The sequence below is a fragment of the Acinetobacter sp. AOR12_HL genome (genome assembly GCF_027855275.1).
In the GTDB taxonomy this organism is placed as follows: domain Bacteria; phylum Pseudomonadota; class Gammaproteobacteria; order Pseudomonadales; family Moraxellaceae; genus Acinetobacter; species Acinetobacter baumannii.
The window spans coordinates 61,365-82,778 of the sequence record NZ_JAKTIJ010000018.1; the positions used below are offsets into that span (position 1 = coordinate 61,365).

Here is a 21,414-nt window from a genome sequence, read left to right on the forward strand (position 1 = left end):
AACCAAAAGTTGATTTTCAGCACGCTTACTCTACTGGCGCATGAAAGCGTTTTAAGCGTAACGCATTGCCTAAAACAAAGACCGAAGAAAGTGCCATCGCGCCTGCTGCAAACATAGGTGAAAGTAATACACCAAATGCTGGATATAGCGCACCTGCTGCAATTGGAATCAGGGCAACGTTATATACAAATGCCCAGAACAGATTTTGGCGTATGTTTCGCATGGTGGCTTTACTTAGTGCAATTGCATTCGGTACGCCTTTTAAACTACCTGACATCAACACCACATCGGCAGCTTCAATGGCAACATCTGTTCCTGTACCAATGGCTAAGCCCACGTCCGCTTGTGCCAAGGCTGGTGCGTCGTTAATACCATCACCAACAAAAGCTAAGCGACCATATTGTTTTTGCAGTTGGCGGACTGTATCCACTTTGCCCTCGGGTAAAACCTCTGCCACAACTTCGTCAATGTTCAGCTTTTTGGCAATTGCTTGCGCCGTATGACGGTTGTCTCCTGTAATCATGGCCACTTTGAGACCTAATTTATGTAAGGCCTCAATCGCAGCATAGGTTGTTTCTTTAATGGGGTCTGCCACGGCAATAATTGCCGCAAGTTGCTGGTCAATGGCAACATAGAGTGGTGTTTTGCCTTCTTCACCTAACTGAGCAGCAATCGCTTGAAATGAGCTGGTGTCTAAACCAAGTTGGTGCATATAACGGTCTGCGCCAATTTGTACTTTTTGGCCTGAAACTTCCGCTTCAATACCTGAACCTGTAATCGAGTTAAATGCTGTTACTGGTAATAAGTTTATGCCTTCACTTTCTGCTGCTTGAACAATCGCAAGGGCAATTGGATGTTCAGACTTGGCTTCGACTGAGGCAACTAAAGTCAGCACTTGGTTACGTTCAAAGCCAGATTGCACATTAAAGTCTGTCAGTGTCGGTTTGCCTTCGGTGAGCGTACCCGTTTTATCAACGGCAACGACCTGTGCTTCTTGTAAAAGCTGCAAAGCTTCACCTTTACGGAATAGAACTCCTAGCTCAGCACCACGTCCAGTACCGACCATAATAGAAGTTGGTGTTGCAAGCCCCATCGCACAAGGACACGCAATAATCAGTACCGCAACAGCATTCACCAAGCCAAAAGTCAGCGCAGGCTCTGGCCCAAAAATAAACCAAACCAAGAAAGTAATTGCAGCAATTAGCATGACAGCCGGTACAAACCACATAGTGACTTTATCAACCAACCCCTGAATCGGAAGTTTAGAACCTTGGGCCTGCTCAACCATGCGAATAATTTGTGAAAGTACAGACGAAGAACCAACGGCGGTTGCCCGAATGTTTAGAGTACCGTTTTGATTGACTGTACCCCCAACTACTTGTTGTCCTACTCTCTTTTCAACAGGAACAGGCTCACCCGTAATCATAGATTCATCAATATAGCTGTGCCCTTCAACCACCTCACCATCGACTGGCACACGCTCACCCGGACGGATTTCTACAATAGTTCCACTGACCACTTCGGCAACTGCAACTTCCACTATTTGTCCATCACGCTGAATGCGGGCAGTTTTTGGCTGCATTCCCACCAAATGTTGAATCGCTTGTGAAGTACGTCCTTTAGCTTTTGCTTCAAAATAACGTCCGAGTAAAATTAAACTGACAATTACAGCAGCCGCTTCAAAGTAAACATTGACCGTGCCTTGTGGTAATACCTGCGGCATAAAGGTTGCCACGACTGAGAAACTGTAGGCAGCTAAAGTTCCTACAGCGACCAGCGAGTTCATATCTGGTGCTAAACGCCATAAGGCTGGAATCCCTTTTTGGTAAAAACGGCGACCAGGAAAAACGAGCACTAATGTGGTTAAAACAAACTGTAAAAGCCAGCTATTGTATTGACCAATGGTGTGCATGACCCACATGTGAAAAGCTGGGATTAGATGTGAACCCATTTCCAAAATAAACACAGGTAAGGCCAACACAATCGAAATGATCAAATCTTTTTTAAGCTGATCTAACTCTGAAGCTTTTTTATCGAGTTGCTCATCTTGTTTTTTTTCAGCTGCTTTCGCGTCATAACCTGCTTTTTTAACAGCACGAATTAAGTCTTCAACATTGACTGATGCATCTGCTTGTACCCAAGCCTGCTCTGTTGCTAAGTTGACAGTTGCCTCTTGAACACCGTCTACTTTTTTGAGGGCTTTTTCAACACGTGCAACACAAGATGCACAGGTCATGCCCTCAATAGACAACTCCACTGGCGCAGCTTTTGGAACATCATAACCCGCACGTTCAACTGCTTTAACCAGTGCTTCACGCTGAATCGGTTGATTTGAATAAACAACGGCTTTTTCTGTTGCCAAATTAACATTGGCAATCTCTACATTTTCAACTTTCTTAAGTGCTTTTTCGACACGTCCTACACAGGATGCACAAGTCATGCCCTCAATTGAGAGTGTTTCACTATATGCTGGCAATTTTGTGGTTTTTGAGTCCATCAAACACCTCTGCAAATCTGCAAAATTTAATATTCTGTATTGAGCATACAGATTCCCATCATGGGAAGGTCAAGCATATTTTTTTAAAAATTTGGTCTTGACCTTACAATCATGACAAGGTTTAGACTCAGTGTTATCCAAACAAACATCTCATTCTTGATGGAGTATGAATATGAAACTACTTATTGAAAATATGACTTGTGGTGGCTGCGCACGTGGTGTGACAGCAACGATTCAGGACATCGATCCAAATGCAAAAGTAGATGTAGACTTAGCGAGCAAAATTGTGACTGTTGAAAGCAGTGAAAGCATCGATAAAATTACCGAAGCACTTGAAGAAGATGGTTTCCCAGCGAAAGTGCAATAGTCGATAAGGCCTAACGTTTAAAGTTAGGCCTTTATTTTTGAGCTTGTTGATATTGATTCAAATCTGAAATTTTTTAATTCGATAATCCAGTGCCGCCCGAGTTATTCCCAATAAACGTGCTGCTTCAGACACGTTATGATTAGCTTTTTTTAAAGCCGTTAAAATTAACTGCTTCTCATGTTCTTCTAAATTAAACTCTGCCTTTAATAATTGCTCAAAGTCAGTTTCAACAGCTACAGCCTGCTCAGGGTCATGCTTGATCTGTGGGAAAATGGCATTTAACTTAATCAGCTGCTGATCATCCGTTAATAAAACAGCCCTTTCTAATAAGTTTTCCAACTCACGAATATTTCCCGGCCATTCATATTGCTGCATAAAAACTTTGGTCTTTTCACTTACACCCTGAATGGTTTTGCCGTACATTTTTTCAAAGCGATGAAGAAAGTGTTCAACCAATAAAGGAATATCTTCACGGCGCTCTCGCAAAGGCGGGATCTGCACTGGGAAAATATTTAAGCGATAATATAAATCTGCGCGAAATCGCCCTGTTTTTACAGCCTGCTCAAGATCTTCATTGGTTGCTGTAATTACACGGACATCTAAAATACGTGTCTGTGAATCTCCTACTCGCTCAAATTCACCTTCCTGCAAAATGCGTAATAGTGCTGCTTGTGCACGAGGAGAAAGCTCAATCACTTCATCTAAAAAAATCGTACCACCATTGGCTCGTTCAAACTTCCCCAAGCGAGATTGATGCGCTCCTGTATAAGCCCCTTTTTCTACCCCAAATAACTCAGACTCAATTAACTCTGGTGGAATCGCTGCACAGTTTACTGCAATAAAAGGTTGCTCTTTTCTTTGGCTATTTTCATGAACTCCTCGAGCAAAAGCTTCTTTACCAACGCCGGTTTCGCCTTGTAGCAAAATAGAAACTTTCGAACCTGCTGCTTTTGTTAATAATGCACAGACCTGTTTATAAGATGCTGACTTACCCACAGAACTAAATAATTGGTAATCGGCTTCACTGTCGCTATAAATTGATTTTTTAAGTTCAAAAAGTTCAGCCTGCAACGCAATCAGTTCTTTTTCCATGGGTTCGGGAGACATGAACTGAATCAGTTCATCAGCATTTTCCCACTCTTCTAAAGGCTTACCAATAATACGGCAATGCTCATCGCCGCAAGCTTTACACTCTATTTCTTGATAAATAATGGTCATGCCCGTCGCAAAACTACTGTAGCCGCACGCATAACCCAGAAGCATCCAGCACGCAGGTTCATCACTTGGGCCAAAATGCTCTAAATGCACATCGGCTTCAAAAGAATTGAGCCAATTTAAATCGGCATAAAACTGTTTTTTATCGTGGCTTAAATTGAGCTGGTTGGCCTGTACTTGCACCATTCCACGAATGGCGTGCATTTGTGGACCCGCCATAAAAGCATCGTGTTCATTTAAATCGGGACGCATTTTTGTAGTAACTTCTGCATCTTTTAACCCAGCTTGATAACCTAAACGAATAAAAAAACGCTTGGTCCGTTCAAGCCCAATCATGTGCGCTAAGTCTTTACGCAAATATCCCATAATGCTGGTGTGTAAAAGCAGCATCCGATATTCATCAAACCAGATTTGGCCGTGGGCAGTATCAAAGTGCAATTTAGACAGCAAATCGTGAATTTCTTGCGGATGATCTGCGTATCGTCCCGTTGTATCGTATTTTACTCGAGCCATGAGTGATCTGTTTTAATCCATTAAACACATTTGGGTTTTATCTCATCTTATCGAAGAACCAGATAAATGTCCTAGTATCTTAAAGACATAACTTCATACTAAAAAAGTATTTCTAAATCTCTCCATTTAAAGCCTCAAACAATCTAAAAAGAAATTTTTACGACCCTATTCATCAAATCATGAATATATCTATTTCACCATTCAAAAAAATTCATGAAATGGTGAATTTAAAAAATTCCTCATTTTCCATAAAAAACTTAATCATCTGTTTTTAATAACAAAAATAAAGTTGGCATAGCTTTTGTAAAGCTAGTAGCGAGAGCAAGGAGCATTCATCAATTTCAAGACCATGTCTTGATGGAGTACAGCATGACGCAACCTCAAGTCGAAGCATTAACCAAATATATTCGGATCACTGGCGACTTAAACGCAGAGTTTATCGAATTCGATTTTGCCATTCACGACCCAAGTCTATTTGTGGAACTGGTTTTGCCTAAACATGCATTTAATGATTTTTGTAAAACCAATCAAGTGGTTGAAATGACCCAAGAGCAGCAAGCTTTTAACGATGCTCAGGAAGAAAAATGGCGCTATGGCACTGAAGCAACCTTAGTCGGCACGCAACGTAATAGCAACGATCACGATGATCAAATGTAAAAAATATAAGGAGATAAAGCCATGACTTTAGAAATCAAAACGTCAAATGTCGAACCTATCCGCCAGAACTACGCCTATATCGAAAGACGATTTGGTAGTAAGCCAGCTACTCGATATCAAGAAGTAAGTTTCGATGTACAGGCAGAAACTAACTTTCACTATCGTCCTTTGTGGAAACCTGAAAAGACTTTAAATGACAAAACCCATACTGCCCTGCAAATGCAAGATTGGTATGCATTCAAAGATCCACGTCAATTCTATTATGGAACTTATGTTCAGCACCGTGCGCGGTTACAAGACACCGCCGAAAGTAATTTTGCTTTTTTTGAAAAACGTCAGCTTGCAGAACATTTGTCTGATGAAGTCAAAGCTAAGGTCATTGAGTACCTATTGCCATTTCGCCACGTTGAACAAACTGCAAACTTACACATGATGTCTGGCAGTGCCTATGGTTATGGCACCGTGCTTACCCAAGCTTGTATTTATGCCGCGATGGATCATTTAGGAATTGCGCAGTACATCTCACGGATTGGTTTAGCTTTAGATGGTAATAGCGGCAATTCATTACAACAGGCAAAACAGGCTTGGATGCAACATCCGGCATGGCAAGGTTTACGCCGTCTGTGTGAAGAAAGCCTCACCGAGCAGGACTACTTCAAACTTTTCTTATTACAGAACCTTGTGATGGACGGCTTTGTGACAGAGCTTGTCTATCAACAGTTTGATCAGTGGTTAGTCACTCAAAATGCTCGTGACTTAGCCATGCTGACTGAGTTTATGAAAGACACTTTAGGTGATTTACGTAAGTGGTCAGACACCGTCATTAAAACTGCCGCAGCAGAATCCGATCATAACAAACAGCTATTAAATGAATGGTTCACTGAGTCTCTAGCTCAAGTGAAAGTAGCCTTTACACCTTGGGCAACAGCAGCCTTAACAGTAGAGGCAGTTGATCAAGCAGAACAAGCTGTTATTGAACGTGCAAAAAAACTCGGCCTACAGCCACTTACAAATGCTTAAGGAGAAGCAACATGTCTAAAGTCTATCTCGCATTACAAGACAACGATACTTCACGCTACATCATTGAGGCGATTGAAGAAGATAACCCTGAAGCGTTAATTCAATATTTACCCGCCATGATCCGAATTGAAAGTGAAACTGATTTGGTGATTAAAGCCGAAACCGTATCTGAAAAACTAGGCCAAGATTGGGACATCCAATCGTTACAACTCAACATGATTACGCTGGGCGGCAACGTCGAAGAAGATGACGAAACTTTCCGCCTTCACTGGAATTAATCACAACATAGACGTTGTTTAACAAAGATTTAAGGATGATCAATCATGACAACTCAAGCGAAAGAAACCAGCAAAAAATTAAATGCGAAAGATCGTTACCGCGCATTAACTCGTGATCTGGACTGGGACTTTTCCTATGCTGACCGTAAAGAGGCCTTCCCTTATGAAGAGTTTGAAGGCATCAAAATTACGGACTGGTCTAAATGGGAAGATCCATTCCGTTTAACTATGGATGCTTACTGGAAATATCAGGCAGAAAAAGAGAAAAAACTTTATGCGATTTTTGATGCCTTTGCTCAAAACAACGGTCAGATGAATGTCAGCAATGAACGCTACTTAAATGCGATCAAACTCTTTTTAACAGCGGTGACCCCACTTGAATATCAGGCTTATCAAGGCTATGCCCATGTAGGCCGCCAATTTAGTGGTATTGGAGCACGTATTGCTTCTCAGATGCAGTCGATTGATGAGCTGCGTCATGTACAGACTCAAATTCATGCCATGAGCCATTACAACAAGTTCTTTGATGGTTTTCAGGACTGGGCACATATGCATGACCGCGTTTGGTATTTGTCTGTGCCTAAATCATTTTTTGAAGATGCCCGTTCTGCTGGCCCTTTCGAGTTTTTATTAGCCATTAGTTTTGCTTTTGAATATGTACTTACCAATTTGCTGTTTGTGCCTTTTATGTCAGGTGCAGCTTATAACGGCGATATGGCAACCGTAACCTTTGGTTTTAGTGCGCAGTCAGATGAAGCTCGCCACATGACGCTTGGTCTTGAAATCGTGAAATTCTTGCTCGAACAACATGAAGACAACGTACCTATTGTTCAGGAATGGATTGATAAATGGTTCTGGCGTGGGACGCGTTTGCTTTCAATTGTAGGCATGATGATGGATTACATGCTGCCAAACAAAGTGATGTCTTGGAAAGAAGCTTGGGAAGTTTATTTTGAACAGGCAGGCGGTGCGCTATTTAAAGATTTAAGCCGTTATGGCATTCGTATGCCGAAATATAGTGATGTCATTGTGAAAGAAAAAGAGCATGTCTCACATCAGGCATGGTGGATTTTCTATAACTTTGGTCATGCTGCTGGTTTCCATACATGGATTCCAACCGATGAAGAAATGGATTGGTTATCGGCTAAATATCCAGACACTTTCGATAAATACTACCGTCCAAAATGGGAGTTGGCTCGCAAAATGGAAGCCGAAGGTAAACGCTTCTATAGCGCAGGTTTACCACAGCTTTGTCAGGTTTGTCAGATTCCAATGACCTTTACTGAAATGGGTGATGACCCGACTCAGTTTAGTTATCGCCATAGCATTTACCAAGGCGAACGCTACCACACCTGTTCAGATGGCTGTCATGACATTTTCGAGCGCGAGCCTGAGAAATATATACAAGCATGGCTACCTGTAAATCAAATTTTGCAAGGCAACTGTGGTGGCGGTGACCTCGAAACTATGCTCCGCGATTATTACCGCATGAATGTCGGTGCCGACAATCTGGATATTGAAGGTTCCCCAGACCAACAGCGCTGGAAAAAATGGAAAGGCAACGCAGCTTAAGCACAAGGAATTGTTCAGGCAGTGATCAAGCTGCCTGATCGGAAATAAGGAGATTGAACATGACTGTTCGCGCGATACACAACAACTATCAATTTGAACCACTTGATCTGCAAAAAAATTATGGCGATCAATTCTTACTTTACGTGGGTTGGGATCATCACACACTTTTTTGCTCGGCACATGCCATGCTTGCCTCACCTCAACAGACTTTTGGACAGTTGATTGAGCAACAAATTACAGGTGGTTTTGCCCAACATCCAGATTTTGCCAAAATTGATTGGTCAAAAGTGCAATACATCTTAGATGATCAAACAATCAATCCAGAGAGTACTCAAAGCTTGGCAGAGCTTGGTTTTGGTCATAAGTCATTACTTCGTTTCGTTACGCCAGAATTAAATGGCTATAACGACAGCTACGTTTAATTCGGAGGTGTGTCATGAGTTATCAAGTCACCATTGAACCGATCGGAACAACGATTGAAGTAGAAGAAGACCAAACCATTTTAGATGCCGCTTTACGTCAAGGCGTTTGGTTACCCTTTGCCTGTGGTCATGGCACTTGCGGGACATGTAAGGTTCAAGTCACCGACGGTTTTTACGATGTTGGTGAAGCTTCACCATTTGCGCTCATGGATATCGAACGCGATGAAAATAAGGTGCTTGCCTGCTGCTGCAAACCACAATCCGACATGGTCATTGAAGCCGATGTCGATGAAGACCCAGATTTCTTAGGCCATTTGGTTCAAGACTATCAAGCGACAGTCATTGAAATAAAAGACCTGTCACCAACCATTAAAGGAATCCGACTACAACTAAATCGCTCAATCGAGTTCCAAGCTGGCCAATATATCAATGTCCAGTTCCCAAACATTGAAGGAACTCGAGCGTTTTCAATTGCCAACTCACCAAGTGAAGTGGGCATTGTTGAACTGCATATTCGTAAAGTTGAAGGCGGTGCAGCGACGACTTATGTACATGAACAGCTTTCCACAGGTGATCAGCTTGATATTTCAGGCCCTTATGGTCAATTTTTCGTACGCAAGTCAGATGATCAAAATGCTATTTTCATTGCAGGAGGTTCCGGTCTTTCAAGTCCACAATCGATGATTTTAGATTTGCTTGAGTCTGGAGATAGTCGCACCATTTACCTCTTCCAAGGAGCACGAGACTTGGCAGAGCTATACAACCGAGAATTGTTTGAACAACTCGTGAAAGACTATCCGAACTTCCGCTATATCCCTGCTCTCAATGCACCAAAAGCAGAAGACCAATGGAATGGATTTACCGGATTTGTGCACGAGGCTGTTGCCGATTACTTTGAAAATCGATGTGGTGGACACAAAGCGTATTTGTGCGGTCCTCCAATCATGATCGACTCGGCAATTTCAACACTCATGCAAAGTCGCTTATTCGAACGGGACATTCATACTGAACGGTTCTTAAGTGCAGCCGATGGTGCTGCTGGACAATCGCGTTCGGCTTTATTCAAACATATTTAAAGATAAACCTTTAAGCACTCCGCTTTTTCAAATGAGCTTTGTATTTGTAATTTAGAAAGCAAATACAAGGCTCACAGGAGTTCTGCATTCCAAATTTATAGGTTAAACAGACTCAAATTTTAAAGACCGTTAAGGAATAACGTTTTTTTAGTGACAAGCCAAACAACACAGAATAGGACATTCTATGAATAACAAAATTGCTGCAATCATATGTGGTGTAATCAGCGCCCTTTACCTTCCCTCTGCATTTGCAACAGAAAATGGCTCAGATTCTTTTGCATTAGGTGCCGAAGGTATGATGGCGGGTGCTTTACCACCTGCTGGGATCTATCTACTCAGTTATTATCAAAATTACCACGCATCAGAGTTTCAAAATGGTCCCGATCAGTTCCATGTTGATGTCAATGCCGTGGTTCCACGGTTGGTCTGGATGACCGATCAAAAAATTCTGGATGGACAACTGGGGTTTTATGCAGCCCAGCCATTGGTTGATCTACGGCTTAAAGTAAATGGGATGGCTGACTCAAACCAAGGTCTCGGCGACTTGATTTTGGGTGGTATGCTCGGCTGGCATCAAGGAAATCATCACTGGATTGCAGCCCTCGAAACCGTACTGGGAACAGGTGAATATGACACTCCAAGTACGACACATCTAGTTGAAGCCAATCTCGGGAAAAACTATCACACCATTCGACCGATTATTGCCTATAGTTATGCCAACGCGGCAGGCTTAGATCTTTCAACTAAACTGTCTTATAGCTGGAATACACGTAACGACGCAACCGACTACCAGTCTGGACAATACATTGCGGGTGACTATAGCTTAGGCTACCGCATTAATCCCAAACTCAAAGTGGCACTTGAAGGCTATGCTTTTAAACAAACCACAGATGACAAAGTAAATGGAAATGATATTGGTTTTAAAGGACAGGCTTTTGCAATTGGTCCAGGCATTCAATATGCCGATAAAAACTGGTCTATTGAAGCCAAATTTTTAAAAGAAACCGAAGTCGAATATCGTCCCGAAGGCCACACCAGCTGGCTAAAACTGATTTGGGCTTTTTAAAACACATCAACGCATAGCTTCAGCTTTTGAGGCTATGCACTTCCCTTATTTAAAAATCGATACCATTTGAATCATCTATCGGGTTCTGATCAAGTGTAAAAACAGTTCGTTGATAAGGTATCTCTTCCAAGTCATAAACCTGATAAATACAGTCGAACAATGATTGTAAGTCTTCACTTCTGTCCATTGCCCGTGCAGTAATAAAAATTGGGCTGACCGCGCCGTTATCTAAAATCGGAATATAGTTTAAGTGTGGAAATCGAATGGTATCGGCACTTGCTGGAATAATGCAGATCCCTTCTCCCGCTGCGACTAAGCCCAAAGCCAATTGAATTTCCCGTATCTCATGCATATTTTTGGGAACCAAACTATGTTCGGCAAAAATATTCAAAAGCTGGGTTGAGAAGTTCGGTTTTGGCGAGGTGGGATACATAAACATCTTTTCATCAATCAAATCGGCCAGATATACCCCTTCTGTGCGCTGTGCAATTGGATGACTGGTATGCGCGGCAACGACCAAACGCTCTTTACGTAAAAGAATTCGCCTCACGGCGGGATCACTAATTCTTAAACGCCCAAACCCGACATCAATACGGCCTTCTTTTAAGGCCTGTAACTGTTCGGTTGTACTTAATTCCATGAGCTGAATATTCAGATGAGGCTGCTGCTGACGAAATAAATAAATGATTCGAGGCAGCAACCCATAAAGTAAAGACCCGACAAAACCAATGGTCATGCTTCTTTCGATGAGACCAATACGCTTGGTCATACTTTTTATTTCTTCAGCATTCGACAAAAGTTTAACAGCGTGCTGATAAAAGAAATGCCCTGCTGGTGTGGTCTGTAAAGGGCGGCTTCCTCGCTCAAAGAGTTGAATTCCAAGCTCACTTTCCAAATTTTGGATTTGCCGACTCAAAGGCGGTTGAGCAATAAATAATTTTTCGGCTGCCTTGGTGAAGCTCTGTTCTTCTACAACAGCCACAAAATACCGTAAATGTCTTAGTTCCATCAGGTTTCCATACCTTTAAGATATATTAAAATGCAAATTCAGTCTTAGACACAGTTTAACCATTCTTTTAAGGTATATACAAGCAATAACCCGATGAAGTTATAGATCACTTGTATAGCACCGATTGAAATCATACTGGCCAACATTCGATCTATCTTTATCCATTCGCGGTTAAACACCCGACGCGTTTATACGCTTCATTGACATATTAGGATATCAAGACCTTTTAAATCGTAGCGAAGGTCTTGATGACTTCCACCCTTTGGAAAGTCGGAGAACGGACATGCCACGTATTCCTGTAATCAATACCAGCCATCTTGACCGTATTGATGAATTACTTGTAGACAATATCGATACAGGTGAATTTAAACTTCACCGCTCAGTTTTTACTGATGAAGCCTTATTTGACCTCGAAATGAAATACATCTTCGAAGGTAACTGGGTTTACTTGGCACACGAAAGCCAAATTCCAAATAATAATGACTACTACACGACTTATATTGGTCGTCAGCCGATTATCATTGCCCGTAACCGTAACGGTGAACTTAATGCCATGATCAATGCATGTTCACACCGCGGAGCACAACTTTGCCGTTACAAGCGTGGTAACAAAGCAACGTATACTTGCCCTTTCCACGGTTGGACTTTTAATAACTCAGGTAAATTGCTCAAAGTAAAAGACCCAACTGACGCAGGTTACTCTGACTGCTTTAACCAAGACGGCTCACACGACCTTAAAAAGGTAGCTCGTTTTGAGAGCTACAAAGGCTTCTTATTTGGTAGCTTAAATCCCGATGTTCCTTCGCTTGAAGAATTTTTGGGTGAAACCACCAAAATCATCGACATGATTGTTGACCAGTCTGAACATGGTTTGGAAGTTTTACGTGGTTCATCGACCTATACATACGAAGGCAACTGGAAACTCACTGCTGAAAATGGCGCCGATGGTTATCACGTTTCTGCTGTTCACTGGAATTACGCAGCAACAACTCAACACCGTAAAGAAACTCAAGCTGCCGATAACATCCGCGCGATGAGTGCAGGTTCTTGGGGTAAACAAGGCGGTGGCTCGTATGGCTTTGAAAATGGTCACATGTTGCTTTGGACACAATGGGCAAACCCAGAAGACCGTCCTAACTTCCCAAAAGCAGACGAATACACCGAAAAATACGGTGAAGCGATGTCGAAATGGATGATTGAGCGTTCACGTAATCTTTGTCTGTATCCAAATGTTTATTTGATGGATCAATTCGGTTCGCAAATTCGTGTACTTCGCCCACTTTCAGTTAATCGAACTGAAGTCACCATTTACTGTATCGCGCCTAAAGGTGAAGCACCTGAAGCTCGTGCACGCCGTATCCGTCAATATGAGGATTTCTTTAATGCTTCAGGCATGGCAACACCAGACGATTTAGAAGAGTTCCGTGCTTGTCAGGCAGGCTACGCAGGTATTGCACTTGAATGGAATGACATGTGCCGTGGTTCAAAACACTGGATTTATGGACCAGATGATGCAGCAAACGAAATCGGTTTAAAACCGATGTTAAGTGGGATTAAAACTGAAGATGAAGGACTGTATCTGGCCCAGCATCAATATTGGTTAAAAACCATGAAACACGCGATTGCTACAGAGAAAGAAATTGCTGATCAGGGAGAAACAGCATGAGTACTCAAGACAAAGCAACTTTAGAAAATATTGCTCAGTTTCTTTATCGTGAAGCTCGCTTTTTAGATGATGAACAATGGGATGACTGGCTTGAATGCTATGCGCCAGAAGCTTCTTTCTGGATGCCAGCTTGGGATGACGACGATAGATTAACTGAAGATCCGCAATCTGAAATTTCACTTATTTATTATCCAGACCGTCAAGGATTAGAAGATCGAGTGTTCCGTATTAAAACCGAACGCTCATCTGCAACCATGCCGGACACACGCACAAGCCACAATATTGCCAACGTTGAAGTTCTCGATCGCGACGGAGACAAAGTTACTGTTCGCTTTAACTGGAATACCTTGAGTTTCCGTTACAAGACAAATTACAGCTATTTCGGTATGTCACGTTATGTGATCGATTTTTCAGGTGATCAACCAAAAATCTTGAGCAAGTATGTCGTTTTGAAAAATGACTACATCAATCAAGTCATTGATATTTATCACCTCTAAGACATACCCCCTCAGCTAAACGGACTGTTGGCTGAGGGTAAAAGTTTCAAATATTTTGTAGGATACATGCCATGTCAAACCACAATGTTGCACTTCAATTTGAAGATGGTGTTACACGTTTTATTAACGTAGCTCAAGGCGAAACCCTATCTGACGCAGCCTATCGCCAAAAAATTAATATTCCTTTGGATTGCCGTGATGGTGCATGTGGAACTTGCCGCGCATTTTGCGAGTCAGGTCATTATGACATGCCAGAAGAAAGCTATATTGAAGATGCGTTAACACCAGAAGAAGCTGAGCAAGGTTATATTCTTGCTTGCCAATGTCGCCCAACTTCCGATGCCGTATTCCAGATTCAAGCCTCATCAGATGTCTGCAAAACAGAAATTCATAGCTTCCAAGGTACTTTAGCCCGTGTTGAAAACTTATCAGACTCAACCATCACATTTGATATTCAACTTGATGAAGGACAACCGGATATTCATTTCCTTGCAGGTCAGTATGTGAATGTTGCAATTCCAGAAACTGGCGAAACACGTTCATATTCATTTAGCTCAAAACCAGGCAACCGCTTAACGGGCTTTGTGGTACGTAACGTACCGAATGGCAAAATGAGTGAATTCTTAAGCAAGAATGCCAAAGCTGGTGACAAAATGACTTTTACTGGTCCATTCGGTAGCTTCTATTTACGTAATGTAGTACGTCCAGTGCTTATGCTGGCAGGCGGTACTGGCATTGCCCCATTTATGTCGATGTTACAAGTGCTTGAAGAAAAAGGCTCCGAACAACCTGTTCGTTTAGTCTTTGGTGTAACCAATGACTTTGATTTAGTTGCTCTAGAAAAACTCAATGAGTTGCAGGCGAAATTTCCATGGTTTGAATACCGCACTGTAGTTGCAAGCCCTGAGAGTAACCATGAACGCAAAGGCTATGTGACTGGTCATATTGAAAGTGAATGGTTAAACGGGGGCGACGTCGATGTTTATCTATGTGGCCCAGTGCCAATGGTAGAGGCGGTACGTAGTTGGTTAGAAACTGAAAATATCAAACCAGCTAATTTCTTGTTTGAAAAATTCTCTGCGAATTAACATGTGGAGAAATTATCTATGTCAAACCGTCAAAGATTTACCGATAAAGTTGTGATTGTTACGGGTAGTGCCCAAGGAATTGGTCGCGGCGTGGCATTACAAGTCGCGGCTGAGGGCGGGCAAGTCATCATGGCTGACCGCTCTGAATATGTTGAAGAGGTACTCACAGAAATTCAGCGTGCAGGTGGTGAAGCTGTCACGATTAATGCTGACCTAGAAACCTATGCAAGCGCGCAAGCTGTTGTTGCAAAAGCTATTGAACACTATGGTCGGGTCGATGTCCTGATTAATAATGTAGGTGGCGCGATCTGGATGAAACCTTTTGAAGAGTTTTCCGAAGAAGAAATCATCAAGGAAGTGAATCGCTCATTGTTTCCAACTTTATGGTGCTGCCGCGCTGTGCTACCCGCCATGATTAAGCAACAATCGGGTGTGATTGTAAATGTATCTTCCATTGCCACCCGTGGCATTAACCGTATTCCATACTCCGCATCTAAAGGCGGGGTAAATGCCCTAACAGCATCGCTTGCTTTTGAACATGCTAAAGACGGGATTCGAGTCAATGCTGTTGCGACTGGTGGAACCGAAGCGCCACCTCGCAAAGTACCACGTAACACCAATCCGTTAAGTCAAAATGAAAAAGACTGGATGCAACAAGTAGTTGATCAAACAAAAGATCGAACATTTATGGGCCGTTATGGCACAATTCAAGAACAAGTCAATGCAATTTTATTTCTTGCATCAGACGAAGCATCGTATATAACAGGGTCGATCATTCCGGTCGGAGGTGGAGATCAGGGTTAACCCTGATCTTTTTATATATTTGGATAAATAACATGATTTGCATGGAGGCAATCAGACATGGCAACCCTGTTCAAGACATTAAAAAATGACTGGTCCATATCAGCAACAGTTGCGGGCTTTCTTGCAGTTTTAATTTCTTACTCAGGCCCACTGATTATTTTTTTCCAAGCTGCTCAGCGTGCCCATGTGTCCACAGATATGATGGTGTCATGGATTTGGGGAATTTCAATCGGCGCTGCCGTTTCAGGTATTTATCTTTCGATTAAATATAAAACTCCTGTGATTACCGCGTGGTCCGCACCGGGTACCGCCCTGTTAGTTACCCTATTTCCAAACATCTCATTGAATGAAGCAGTAGCCGCCTATATTACTTCTGCCATCGTTATTTTCTTAATTGGTATTACAGGTTACTTCGACAAATTATTGAAGTGGATTCCGCAAGACGTTGCTGCGGGCATGATGGCAGGTATTCTTTTTCAGTTTGGTATTAGCCTATTTACCGCATCTGATAGCATGCCTTTGATTGTCTTTAGTATGCTCATTGTCTTTTTAATTGCCAAACGTTTAATGCCTCGCTACACCATGATTTGGGTGTTAGCTGCTGGAGTTTTATTAAGCCTCATTTTAGGCAAAATGAATCCGGTTGATGTGAGTTTTAATTTAGCAATCCCCCAGTGGATTAGCCCGGAATGGTCTTGGAACTCAACACTCAACCTCGCCGTTCCTCTTATTTTAGTCAGTCTAACTGGCCAATTTTTACCGGGTATGGCGATTATGAAACTTAGCGGTTATGACACGCCAGCCAAATCCATTATTACGGCCACCAGTATTGCCTCGTTAGCCGTTGCCTGTGTCGGTGGTATTACCATTGTGCTTGCCTCAATTACCGCTGCTTTATGTATGGGTAAAGATGCACATGAACTGAAAGAAAAACGCTATATCGCAGGGATTGCCAACGGAATTTTTTATATTTTAGGAGGCTTATTTGCTGGCAGTATTGTCATGCTATTTAGTTTACTTCCTAAAGAGTTGGTGGCAGCACTGGCAGGTTTAGCTTTGCTTGGTGCAATTGCTACCAATATTTCTGTTGCCATGAAAAATGATGGTCAACGTGATGCTGCACTTATTACCTTTTTAGCTAGCGCATCAGGTATGCATTTTCTTGGATTAAGCTCAGTTTTCTGGGGTATTTGTATTGGTGTAATCGCCCATTTCATTCTTACCCCACGCTCAACTCCAGCCGCAAATTAAATTTTTATCTAAGTGCCCACCACTAAAATAAAGCTTCAAACGCCAAATCAGGATGCAAATAATTCGCTATCCCTGTTTTGGCATTTTTTATTTAATATAAATTCAATTTCATTTTTAAGACGAGTTTCTAAAATAATAGACTTTATATGTTTTATTTATTTCCACTTTAATTCCTAATATAAATTTAGCTATATTTCTAGCTGTGATTCTCAGCAATAAAATCTATAAAAAGATATCTATAAAATCCTTAAAATTCTCACAATACAATATTCAACCCTATTTTAAACATAACAAAATCAACAACTAAAATTATTAAAATAAATTATAATTTTCAATACCTTAACCCAATAAAAAGACAATACCTTAAAGACATAAAGATATATCAATTAGGTTTTTGACTCTATTCCAATAACAAAATAGTTTATTAAAAAATAACGCGATGCTTCACAAATTGGAGGTGAAGAAAATGGATACAAGCAAGGTTAATATTAATGATTTAATTGATAAAGCCCGTTTTACATCTTTTCATTGGAAAGTTTTAATCTGGTGCTTACTTATTATTATTTTTGATGGATATGATTTAGTTATTTATGGGGTTGCTCTTCCTCTATTAATGCAGCAATGGTCGTTAACTGCGGTAGAAGCAGGCCTGCTCGCCAGTGCTGCACTATTCGGGATGATGTTTGGTGCCATGATTTTCGGCACACTTTCAGACAAACTTGGACGTAAAAAAACCATCCTGATTTGTGTCACCTTATTTAGCGGATTTACCTTTATAGGTGCCTTTGCCAAAGGACCAACTGAGTTTGCTATTTTGCGCTTTATTGCAGGTCTTGGGATTGGTGGCGTTATGCCAAACGTTGTGGCACTTATGACCGAATACGCACCTAAAAAAATCCGCAGTACATTGGTCGCAATTATGTTTAGTGGCTATGCAATTGGTGGCATGACATCTGCGCTACTCGGTGCATGGCTCGTAAAAGATATGGGCTGGCAAATCATGTTTTTAATTGCGGGTATTCCCTTGTTACTGCTCCCACTCATTTGGAAATTTTTGCCAGAGTCTCTCGCCTTTTTAGTGAAATCAAATCATAGCGAACAGGCAAAAAATATAGTGAGTAAAATTGCACCTCAAACTCAAGTCAATGCCAATACTCAACTGGTGTTAAATGAAAGTACAACAACAGATGCACCTGTCCGTGCACTTTTCCAACAAGGCCGTACCTTCAGCACGTTTATGTTCTGGATTGCTTTCTTTATGTGCTTACTCATGGTGTATGCCTTAGGAAGCTGGTTACCTAAACTCATGCTGCAAGCGGGCTACTCACTAGGTGCAAGCATGTTGTTCCTCTTTGCACTCAATATTGGCGGTATGGTCGGTGCAATTGGTGGTGGTGCTTTAGCAGACAGATTCCATTTAAAACCTGTCATTACCATTATGTTTATTGTGGGATCAGCAGCTTTAATTCTGCTTGGCATTAATAGTCCACAATTTATTTTGTATAGCCTGATTGCGATTGCCGGCGCTGCCACAATTGGCTCACAAATCTTACTCTACACTTTCGTTGCGCAGTTCTATCCGACGGCACTTCGTTCAACTGGTATGGGCTGGGCATCGGGAATTGGCCGTATAGGCGCGATTATCGGACCAGTTTTAACAGGTGCTTTGCTTTCATTTGAGCTTCCTCACCAAATGAATTTCTTGGCGATTGCAATTCCGGGTGTGATTGCTGCACTTGCAATATTTATGGTCAATCTAAAAGCCTCTGTTGCTGCACAAACGCCATCAACTTTTAACCCTCAAAACACGCTTACCCAGCAGTAAACATAAATGCGCCGAGGACTGGCGCATCTTTTTGGAAATGGATTATGGAATTTTTACACCGTTTTAAACCATGTAATTTAGCAATAACTACATTATTCGGTTTATTAACTAGCTCAAGTTTATGGGCAGCAGACACCACTCAACAAAGCGAAGATGAATGGAAGTTCACGCTAAAAAATGCCTATATCAATCGTGATTTTGATAATGACGCCCTTAAAGATACCGGTAGTTGGTCTCAGGCAGCCTCATTATTTTATAAATCGAAAATGCATGACACCCCTCTGCAAATTGCAGACAAGCCAATTACGATTGGTGCCGATGCTTCTGTTCAATACGCCGTGCGCTTGAGTTCAGACAAACATGTTGCGGACACGGTCTTACCTTTTAATAAGGAAACGCAATCTCAAGCATCTGACTTTTTAAAATACGGCGCAACTTTAAAACTAGGCTACGACAAAACCCTTTTAAGTGTCGGTGAACTCTGGTTAGACTTACCAGTAACGGCTGTGGATGCCAGCCGACAATTACTTGCCTCTTATTGGGGAACCAATCTTAAGTCGCAACTTTCAGATCAGCTCTATGCCGAAATTGGACGGGTTGAAAAAGTCTCTCCACGAAATGAAGAAGACTTTAAAAAGTTTTCATTCACGGCAAATGGAATTACCAAAGAATCTGATGGTTTAAATTATATTGACCTACGTTATCAATTTACGCCGTCACTCAAGGGCGAATACTACTTTGGTAATTTAGAAGATCTCTACAACAAGCACTATGTTGGACTTGAGCATAATTGGAAACAACCTAATTTTGCCCTCACCTCTAAGTTTAAATACTTCAATGCAAAAGATGATGGCAATACTTTTGATATTGATGCGCAAAACATCGGGGTGCTAGAAACACTTAAAGTAAAAAATCATACCTTTGGTTTGGGTTACCAGCAAATTATTGGTGAGTCGGCGTACCCATTACCAGATGGTTTCTTACCAGAAACCTATTTCATTAACTGGAATGCTACTGGTTTCTTTAAAGAAGACGAAAAGTCTTACCATGTCATGTATGGCTACGACTTTAAAGATTATGTTCCGGGCTTGAATGCAATGGTTAAATATGTCTATGGCCATGATTTTAAAGCGGCCAATGGCGAAAAAAATCATGAAACTGAGTCGAATGTAATTTTAAACTATACGTTTCAACAGCCATTCTTAAAGGGTATTGCCCTGCAATACATTCGTATTGATTACAACGTTAAACATGGTAATGACTTTGGTGAAGATCGCCTGTTTGTAAACTACACCAAAAAGTTTTAATAACTTTTGATTCAATTTAAGCGGGCCAATGTTGGTTCGCTTTTTTATATTAATTTCGCTCATAAAAAAACGCTCTTACGAGCGTTTTTAATTAATCTAGTAACTTAAGCAACATGCTTTTGTACAACAATCGAACCTACTGAATAACCAGCACCGAAAGATGAAATCACGCCATATTCACCATCATCCACTTCGTGGCCTGTACGGTGTAAAGCAATAATTACACCTGCTGAAGAGGTATTGGCAAACTCATCTAGAATAATTGGTGCACGGCTTAGATCTGCATCTTTACCAGCCACATATTTCAAGATTAATTCATTCATGTTGGCATTGGCTTGGTGTAACCAGAAACGCTTAATATCGTTTGCAGTTAACTGCATTTTTTCTAACTGTGCATTAATGATTTTTGCCACCAACGGACAAACATCTTTAAATACTTTGCGGCCATCTTGACGGAATAACTTGTCGTCAACCACTGCATCTTCGCTACGGTTTAAGAAACCAAAGTTATTGCGAATGTTATTTGAAAATTGAGTGAATAAATGAATATCTAAAATTTCAAAACCAGTCTTAGTAGTGGTTTCCTCAATAATAGAAGCGGTCGCCACATCACCAAAAATGAAGTGACAATCACGGTTACGGTAGTCTAAGTGACCAGATGTAATCTCAACATTCACTAATAAAACACGGCGAGCGCCTGAACGAATTGCATCTGCCGCTTGTTTCAAACCAAAAGTGGCAGCTGAACATGCCACGTTCATGTCGTAAGCATAACCTTGAATACCAAGTGCTGACTGGATTTCAATTGCCACAGCCGGATAAGCACGCTGCATGTTTGAACAAGCCAAAATCACAACATCGATATCTTCAGCAGTTACACCTGCATTTTCCATTGCCTGTTTTGCAGCAATAACGCCCCATTCAGCTTGAATTGAAAGTTCATCATTTGAACGTTCAGACAAACGCGGGCGTAAACGTGTTGGATCAAGAATACCCGATTTTTCAATCACGTAACGGCGCTTAATACCAGACGCTTTTTCAATAAATTCAGCACTTGAACCACGTAATTCTTCTAGTTCGCCTGCTGCAATTTTCTCTGCATTCTCTTGGTTATATTGTTCCACATAAGCATTTAAACTGTCGGCCAGTTCTTCATTAGAAATGATTTCTGTTGGGTGAAATAACCCAGTACCTGTGATACGAATGCCCATGTAAAACTCCTAAAAAAATGAATAGGGTCTGTTAATCTTTCATTTATAAATTGCGTTGTAGGCTAAACAAACG

Annotated in this window: 18 protein-coding genes and 1 pseudogene; 15 read left to right on the forward strand and 4 right to left on the reverse strand. The window is 41.5% G+C overall.

Annotated elements, in window-relative coordinates; genetic code table 11:
- Positions 1-25 precede the first annotated feature (25 nt).
- Positions 26-2,497 carry a heavy metal translocating P-type ATPase gene (locus MKL36_RS08325; protein WP_021510511.1) on the reverse strand — a complete coding sequence of 824 codons (2,472 nt, stop codon included), beginning with the start codon at positions 2,495-2,497 and terminating at the stop codon, positions 26-28.
- Positions 2,498-2,663: 166 nt separating this feature from the next.
- Between MKL36_RS08325 and MKL36_RS08330 the strand changes: the two genes are divergently transcribed.
- Positions 2,664-2,864 carry a heavy-metal-associated domain-containing protein gene (locus tag MKL36_RS08330; RefSeq protein WP_085941179.1) on the forward strand — a complete coding sequence of 67 codons (201 nt, stop codon included), beginning with the start codon at positions 2,664-2,666 and terminating at the stop codon, positions 2,862-2,864.
- 57 nt (positions 2,865-2,921) lie between these two features.
- Here MKL36_RS08330 and mobR read toward each other — a convergent pair whose 3' ends face one another.
- Complete coding sequence (gene mobR, locus MKL36_RS08335) at positions 2,922-4,592, reverse strand: phenol degradation transcriptional regulator MobR (protein ID WP_021510512.1); 1,671 nt, start codon at positions 4,590-4,592, stop codon at positions 2,922-2,924.
- Positions 4,593-4,961: 369 nt separating this feature from the next.
- Between mobR and MKL36_RS08345 the strand changes: the two genes are divergently transcribed.
- The 7 genes from MKL36_RS08345 (at position 4,962) to MKL36_RS08375 (ending at position 10,683) form a co-directional block, all read left to right on the forward strand.
- Positions 4,962-5,249: a phenol hydroxylase subunit gene (locus MKL36_RS08345; RefSeq protein ID WP_000193470.1), complete on the forward strand. Its 288-nt coding sequence runs from the start codon at positions 4,962-4,964 to the stop codon at positions 5,247-5,249.
- A gap of 21 nt (positions 5,250-5,270) precedes the next feature.
- Positions 5,271-6,269, forward strand: coding sequence for an aromatic/alkene monooxygenase hydroxylase subunit beta (locus tag MKL36_RS08350; protein WP_021510513.1), 999 nt, complete (start codon positions 5,271-5,273; stop codon positions 6,267-6,269).
- A gap of 11 nt (positions 6,270-6,280) precedes the next feature.
- Positions 6,281-6,547, forward strand: coding sequence for an MmoB/DmpM family protein (locus tag MKL36_RS08355; RefSeq protein ID WP_021510514.1), 267 nt, complete (start codon positions 6,281-6,283; stop codon positions 6,545-6,547).
- A gap of 45 nt (positions 6,548-6,592) precedes the next feature.
- Positions 6,593-8,119 carry an aromatic/alkene/methane monooxygenase hydroxylase/oxygenase subunit alpha gene (locus tag MKL36_RS08360; RefSeq protein WP_021510515.1) on the forward strand — a complete coding sequence of 509 codons (1,527 nt, stop codon included), beginning with the start codon at positions 6,593-6,595 and terminating at the stop codon, positions 8,117-8,119.
- A gap of 59 nt (positions 8,120-8,178) precedes the next feature.
- Positions 8,179-8,541: a phenol hydroxylase subunit P4 gene (locus MKL36_RS08365; protein WP_004702711.1), complete on the forward strand. Its 363-nt coding sequence runs from the start codon at positions 8,179-8,181 to the stop codon at positions 8,539-8,541.
- A 14-nt stretch (positions 8,542-8,555) separates the two neighbouring features.
- A complete protein-coding gene (locus MKL36_RS08370; RefSeq protein WP_021510516.1) occupies positions 8,556-9,617 on the forward strand; it encodes an NADH:ubiquinone reductase (Na(+)-transporting) subunit F in 1,062 nt (353 codons plus the stop codon).
- A 184-nt stretch (positions 9,618-9,801) separates the two neighbouring features.
- Positions 9,802-10,683 carry a SphA family protein gene (locus MKL36_RS08375; protein ID WP_021510517.1) on the forward strand — a complete coding sequence of 294 codons (882 nt, stop codon included), beginning with the start codon at positions 9,802-9,804 and terminating at the stop codon, positions 10,681-10,683.
- Positions 10,684-10,732: 49 nt separating this feature from the next.
- Here MKL36_RS08375 and MKL36_RS08380 read toward each other — a convergent pair whose 3' ends face one another.
- Entirely contained in the window at positions 10,733-11,692 is a 960-nt protein-coding gene (locus MKL36_RS08380; protein ID WP_021510518.1) for a LysR family transcriptional regulator, read from the reverse strand.
- A 283-nt stretch (positions 11,693-11,975) separates the two neighbouring features.
- Between MKL36_RS08380 and benA the strand changes: the two genes are divergently transcribed.
- The 7 genes and pseudogenes from benA to MKL36_RS08420 all read left to right on the forward strand — a co-directional run bounded on the left by benA (position 11,976) and on the right by MKL36_RS08420 (position 20,130).
- On the forward strand, positions 11,976-13,358 hold the full coding sequence (gene benA / locus MKL36_RS08390; protein WP_001137401.1) for a benzoate 1,2-dioxygenase large subunit: 1,383 nt from the start codon (positions 11,976-11,978) through the stop codon (positions 13,356-13,358).
- Positions 13,355-13,874, forward strand: a pseudogene (benB, locus tag MKL36_RS08395) (benzoate 1,2-dioxygenase small subunit). Before benA ends, benB begins: the two are co-directional and overlap by 4 nt.
- Before the next feature lie 52 nt (positions 13,875-13,926).
- A complete protein-coding gene (benC, locus tag MKL36_RS08400) occupies positions 13,927-14,943 on the forward strand; it encodes a benzoate 1,2-dioxygenase electron transfer component BenC (RefSeq protein WP_021510519.1) in 1,017 nt (338 codons plus the stop codon).
- Between the two features lie 18 nt (positions 14,944-14,961).
- Positions 14,962-15,747 (forward strand): 1,6-dihydroxycyclohexa-2,4-diene-1-carboxylate dehydrogenase, encoded by a 786-nt coding sequence (locus MKL36_RS08405; RefSeq protein ID WP_000071232.1) that lies wholly within the window; start codon positions 14,962-14,964, stop codon positions 15,745-15,747.
- A gap of 57 nt (positions 15,748-15,804) precedes the next feature.
- Positions 15,805-16,998, forward strand: a complete 1,194-nt coding sequence (gene benE, locus MKL36_RS08410) for a benzoate/H(+) symporter BenE (protein WP_021510520.1) — start codon at positions 15,805-15,807, stop codon at positions 16,996-16,998.
- 466 nt (positions 16,999-17,464) lie between these two features.
- On the forward strand, positions 17,465-18,823 hold the full coding sequence (locus tag MKL36_RS08415) for an aromatic acid/H+ symport family MFS transporter (RefSeq protein WP_021510521.1): 1,359 nt from the start codon (positions 17,465-17,467) through the stop codon (positions 18,821-18,823).
- Between the two features lie 44 nt (positions 18,824-18,867).
- A complete protein-coding gene (locus tag MKL36_RS08420; protein WP_021510522.1) occupies positions 18,868-20,130 on the forward strand; it encodes an OprD family outer membrane porin in 1,263 nt (420 codons plus the stop codon).
- A gap of 104 nt (positions 20,131-20,234) precedes the next feature.
- Here the strand turns inward: MKL36_RS08420 and MKL36_RS08425 are convergent, their stop codons facing one another.
- Positions 20,235-21,341 carry a beta-ketoacyl-ACP synthase III gene (locus MKL36_RS08425; RefSeq protein ID WP_000512836.1) on the reverse strand — a complete coding sequence of 369 codons (1,107 nt, stop codon included), beginning with the start codon at positions 21,339-21,341 and terminating at the stop codon, positions 20,235-20,237.
- Positions 21,342-21,414: the final 73 nt, after the last annotated feature.

What these genes read in the sequence shown, in the direction of transcription:
- MKL36_RS08415 (WP_021510521.1), top strand. Translation starts at nt 17,465, where the DNA reads ATGGATACAAGCAAGGTTAATATTAATGATTTAATTGATAAAGCCCGT.
- mobR (WP_021510512.1), bottom strand. Translation starts at nt 4,592, where the DNA reads ATGGCTCGAGTAAAATACGATACAACGGGACGATACGCAGATCATCCG.
- benA (WP_001137401.1), top strand. Translation starts at nt 11,976, where the DNA reads ATGCCACGTATTCCTGTAATCAATACCAGCCATCTTGACCGTATTGAT.
- MKL36_RS08365 (WP_004702711.1), top strand. Translation starts at nt 8,179, where the DNA reads ATGACTGTTCGCGCGATACACAACAACTATCAATTTGAACCACTTGAT.
- MKL36_RS08350 (WP_021510513.1), top strand. Translation starts at nt 5,271, where the DNA reads ATGACTTTAGAAATCAAAACGTCAAATGTCGAACCTATCCGCCAGAAC.
- benC (WP_021510519.1), top strand. Translation starts at nt 13,927, where the DNA reads ATGTCAAACCACAATGTTGCACTTCAATTTGAAGATGGTGTTACACGT.
- MKL36_RS08330 (WP_085941179.1), top strand. Translation starts at nt 2,664, where the DNA reads ATGAATATGAAACTACTTATTGAAAATATGACTTGTGGTGGCTGCGCA.
- MKL36_RS08325 (WP_021510511.1), bottom strand. Translation starts at nt 2,497, where the DNA reads ATGGACTCAAAAACCACAAAATTGCCAGCATATAGTGAAACACTCTCA.
- MKL36_RS08355 (WP_021510514.1), top strand. Translation starts at nt 6,281, where the DNA reads ATGTCTAAAGTCTATCTCGCATTACAAGACAACGATACTTCACGCTAC.
- MKL36_RS08420 (WP_021510522.1), top strand. Translation starts at nt 18,868, where the DNA reads ATGGAATTTTTACACCGTTTTAAACCATGTAATTTAGCAATAACTACA.
- benE (WP_021510520.1), top strand. Translation starts at nt 15,805, where the DNA reads ATGGCAACCCTGTTCAAGACATTAAAAAATGACTGGTCCATATCAGCA.
- MKL36_RS08405 (WP_000071232.1), top strand. Translation starts at nt 14,962, where the DNA reads ATGTCAAACCGTCAAAGATTTACCGATAAAGTTGTGATTGTTACGGGT.
- MKL36_RS08380 (WP_021510518.1), bottom strand. Translation starts at nt 11,692, where the DNA reads ATGGAACTAAGACATTTACGGTATTTTGTGGCTGTTGTAGAAGAACAG.
- MKL36_RS08370 (WP_021510516.1), top strand. Translation starts at nt 8,556, where the DNA reads ATGAGTTATCAAGTCACCATTGAACCGATCGGAACAACGATTGAAGTA.
- MKL36_RS08425 (WP_000512836.1), bottom strand. Translation starts at nt 21,341, where the DNA reads ATGGGCATTCGTATCACAGGTACTGGGTTATTTCACCCAACAGAAATC.
- MKL36_RS08360 (WP_021510515.1), top strand. Translation starts at nt 6,593, where the DNA reads ATGACAACTCAAGCGAAAGAAACCAGCAAAAAATTAAATGCGAAAGAT.
- MKL36_RS08345 (WP_000193470.1), top strand. Translation starts at nt 4,962, where the DNA reads ATGACGCAACCTCAAGTCGAAGCATTAACCAAATATATTCGGATCACT.
- MKL36_RS08375 (WP_021510517.1), top strand. Translation starts at nt 9,802, where the DNA reads ATGAATAACAAAATTGCTGCAATCATATGTGGTGTAATCAGCGCCCTT.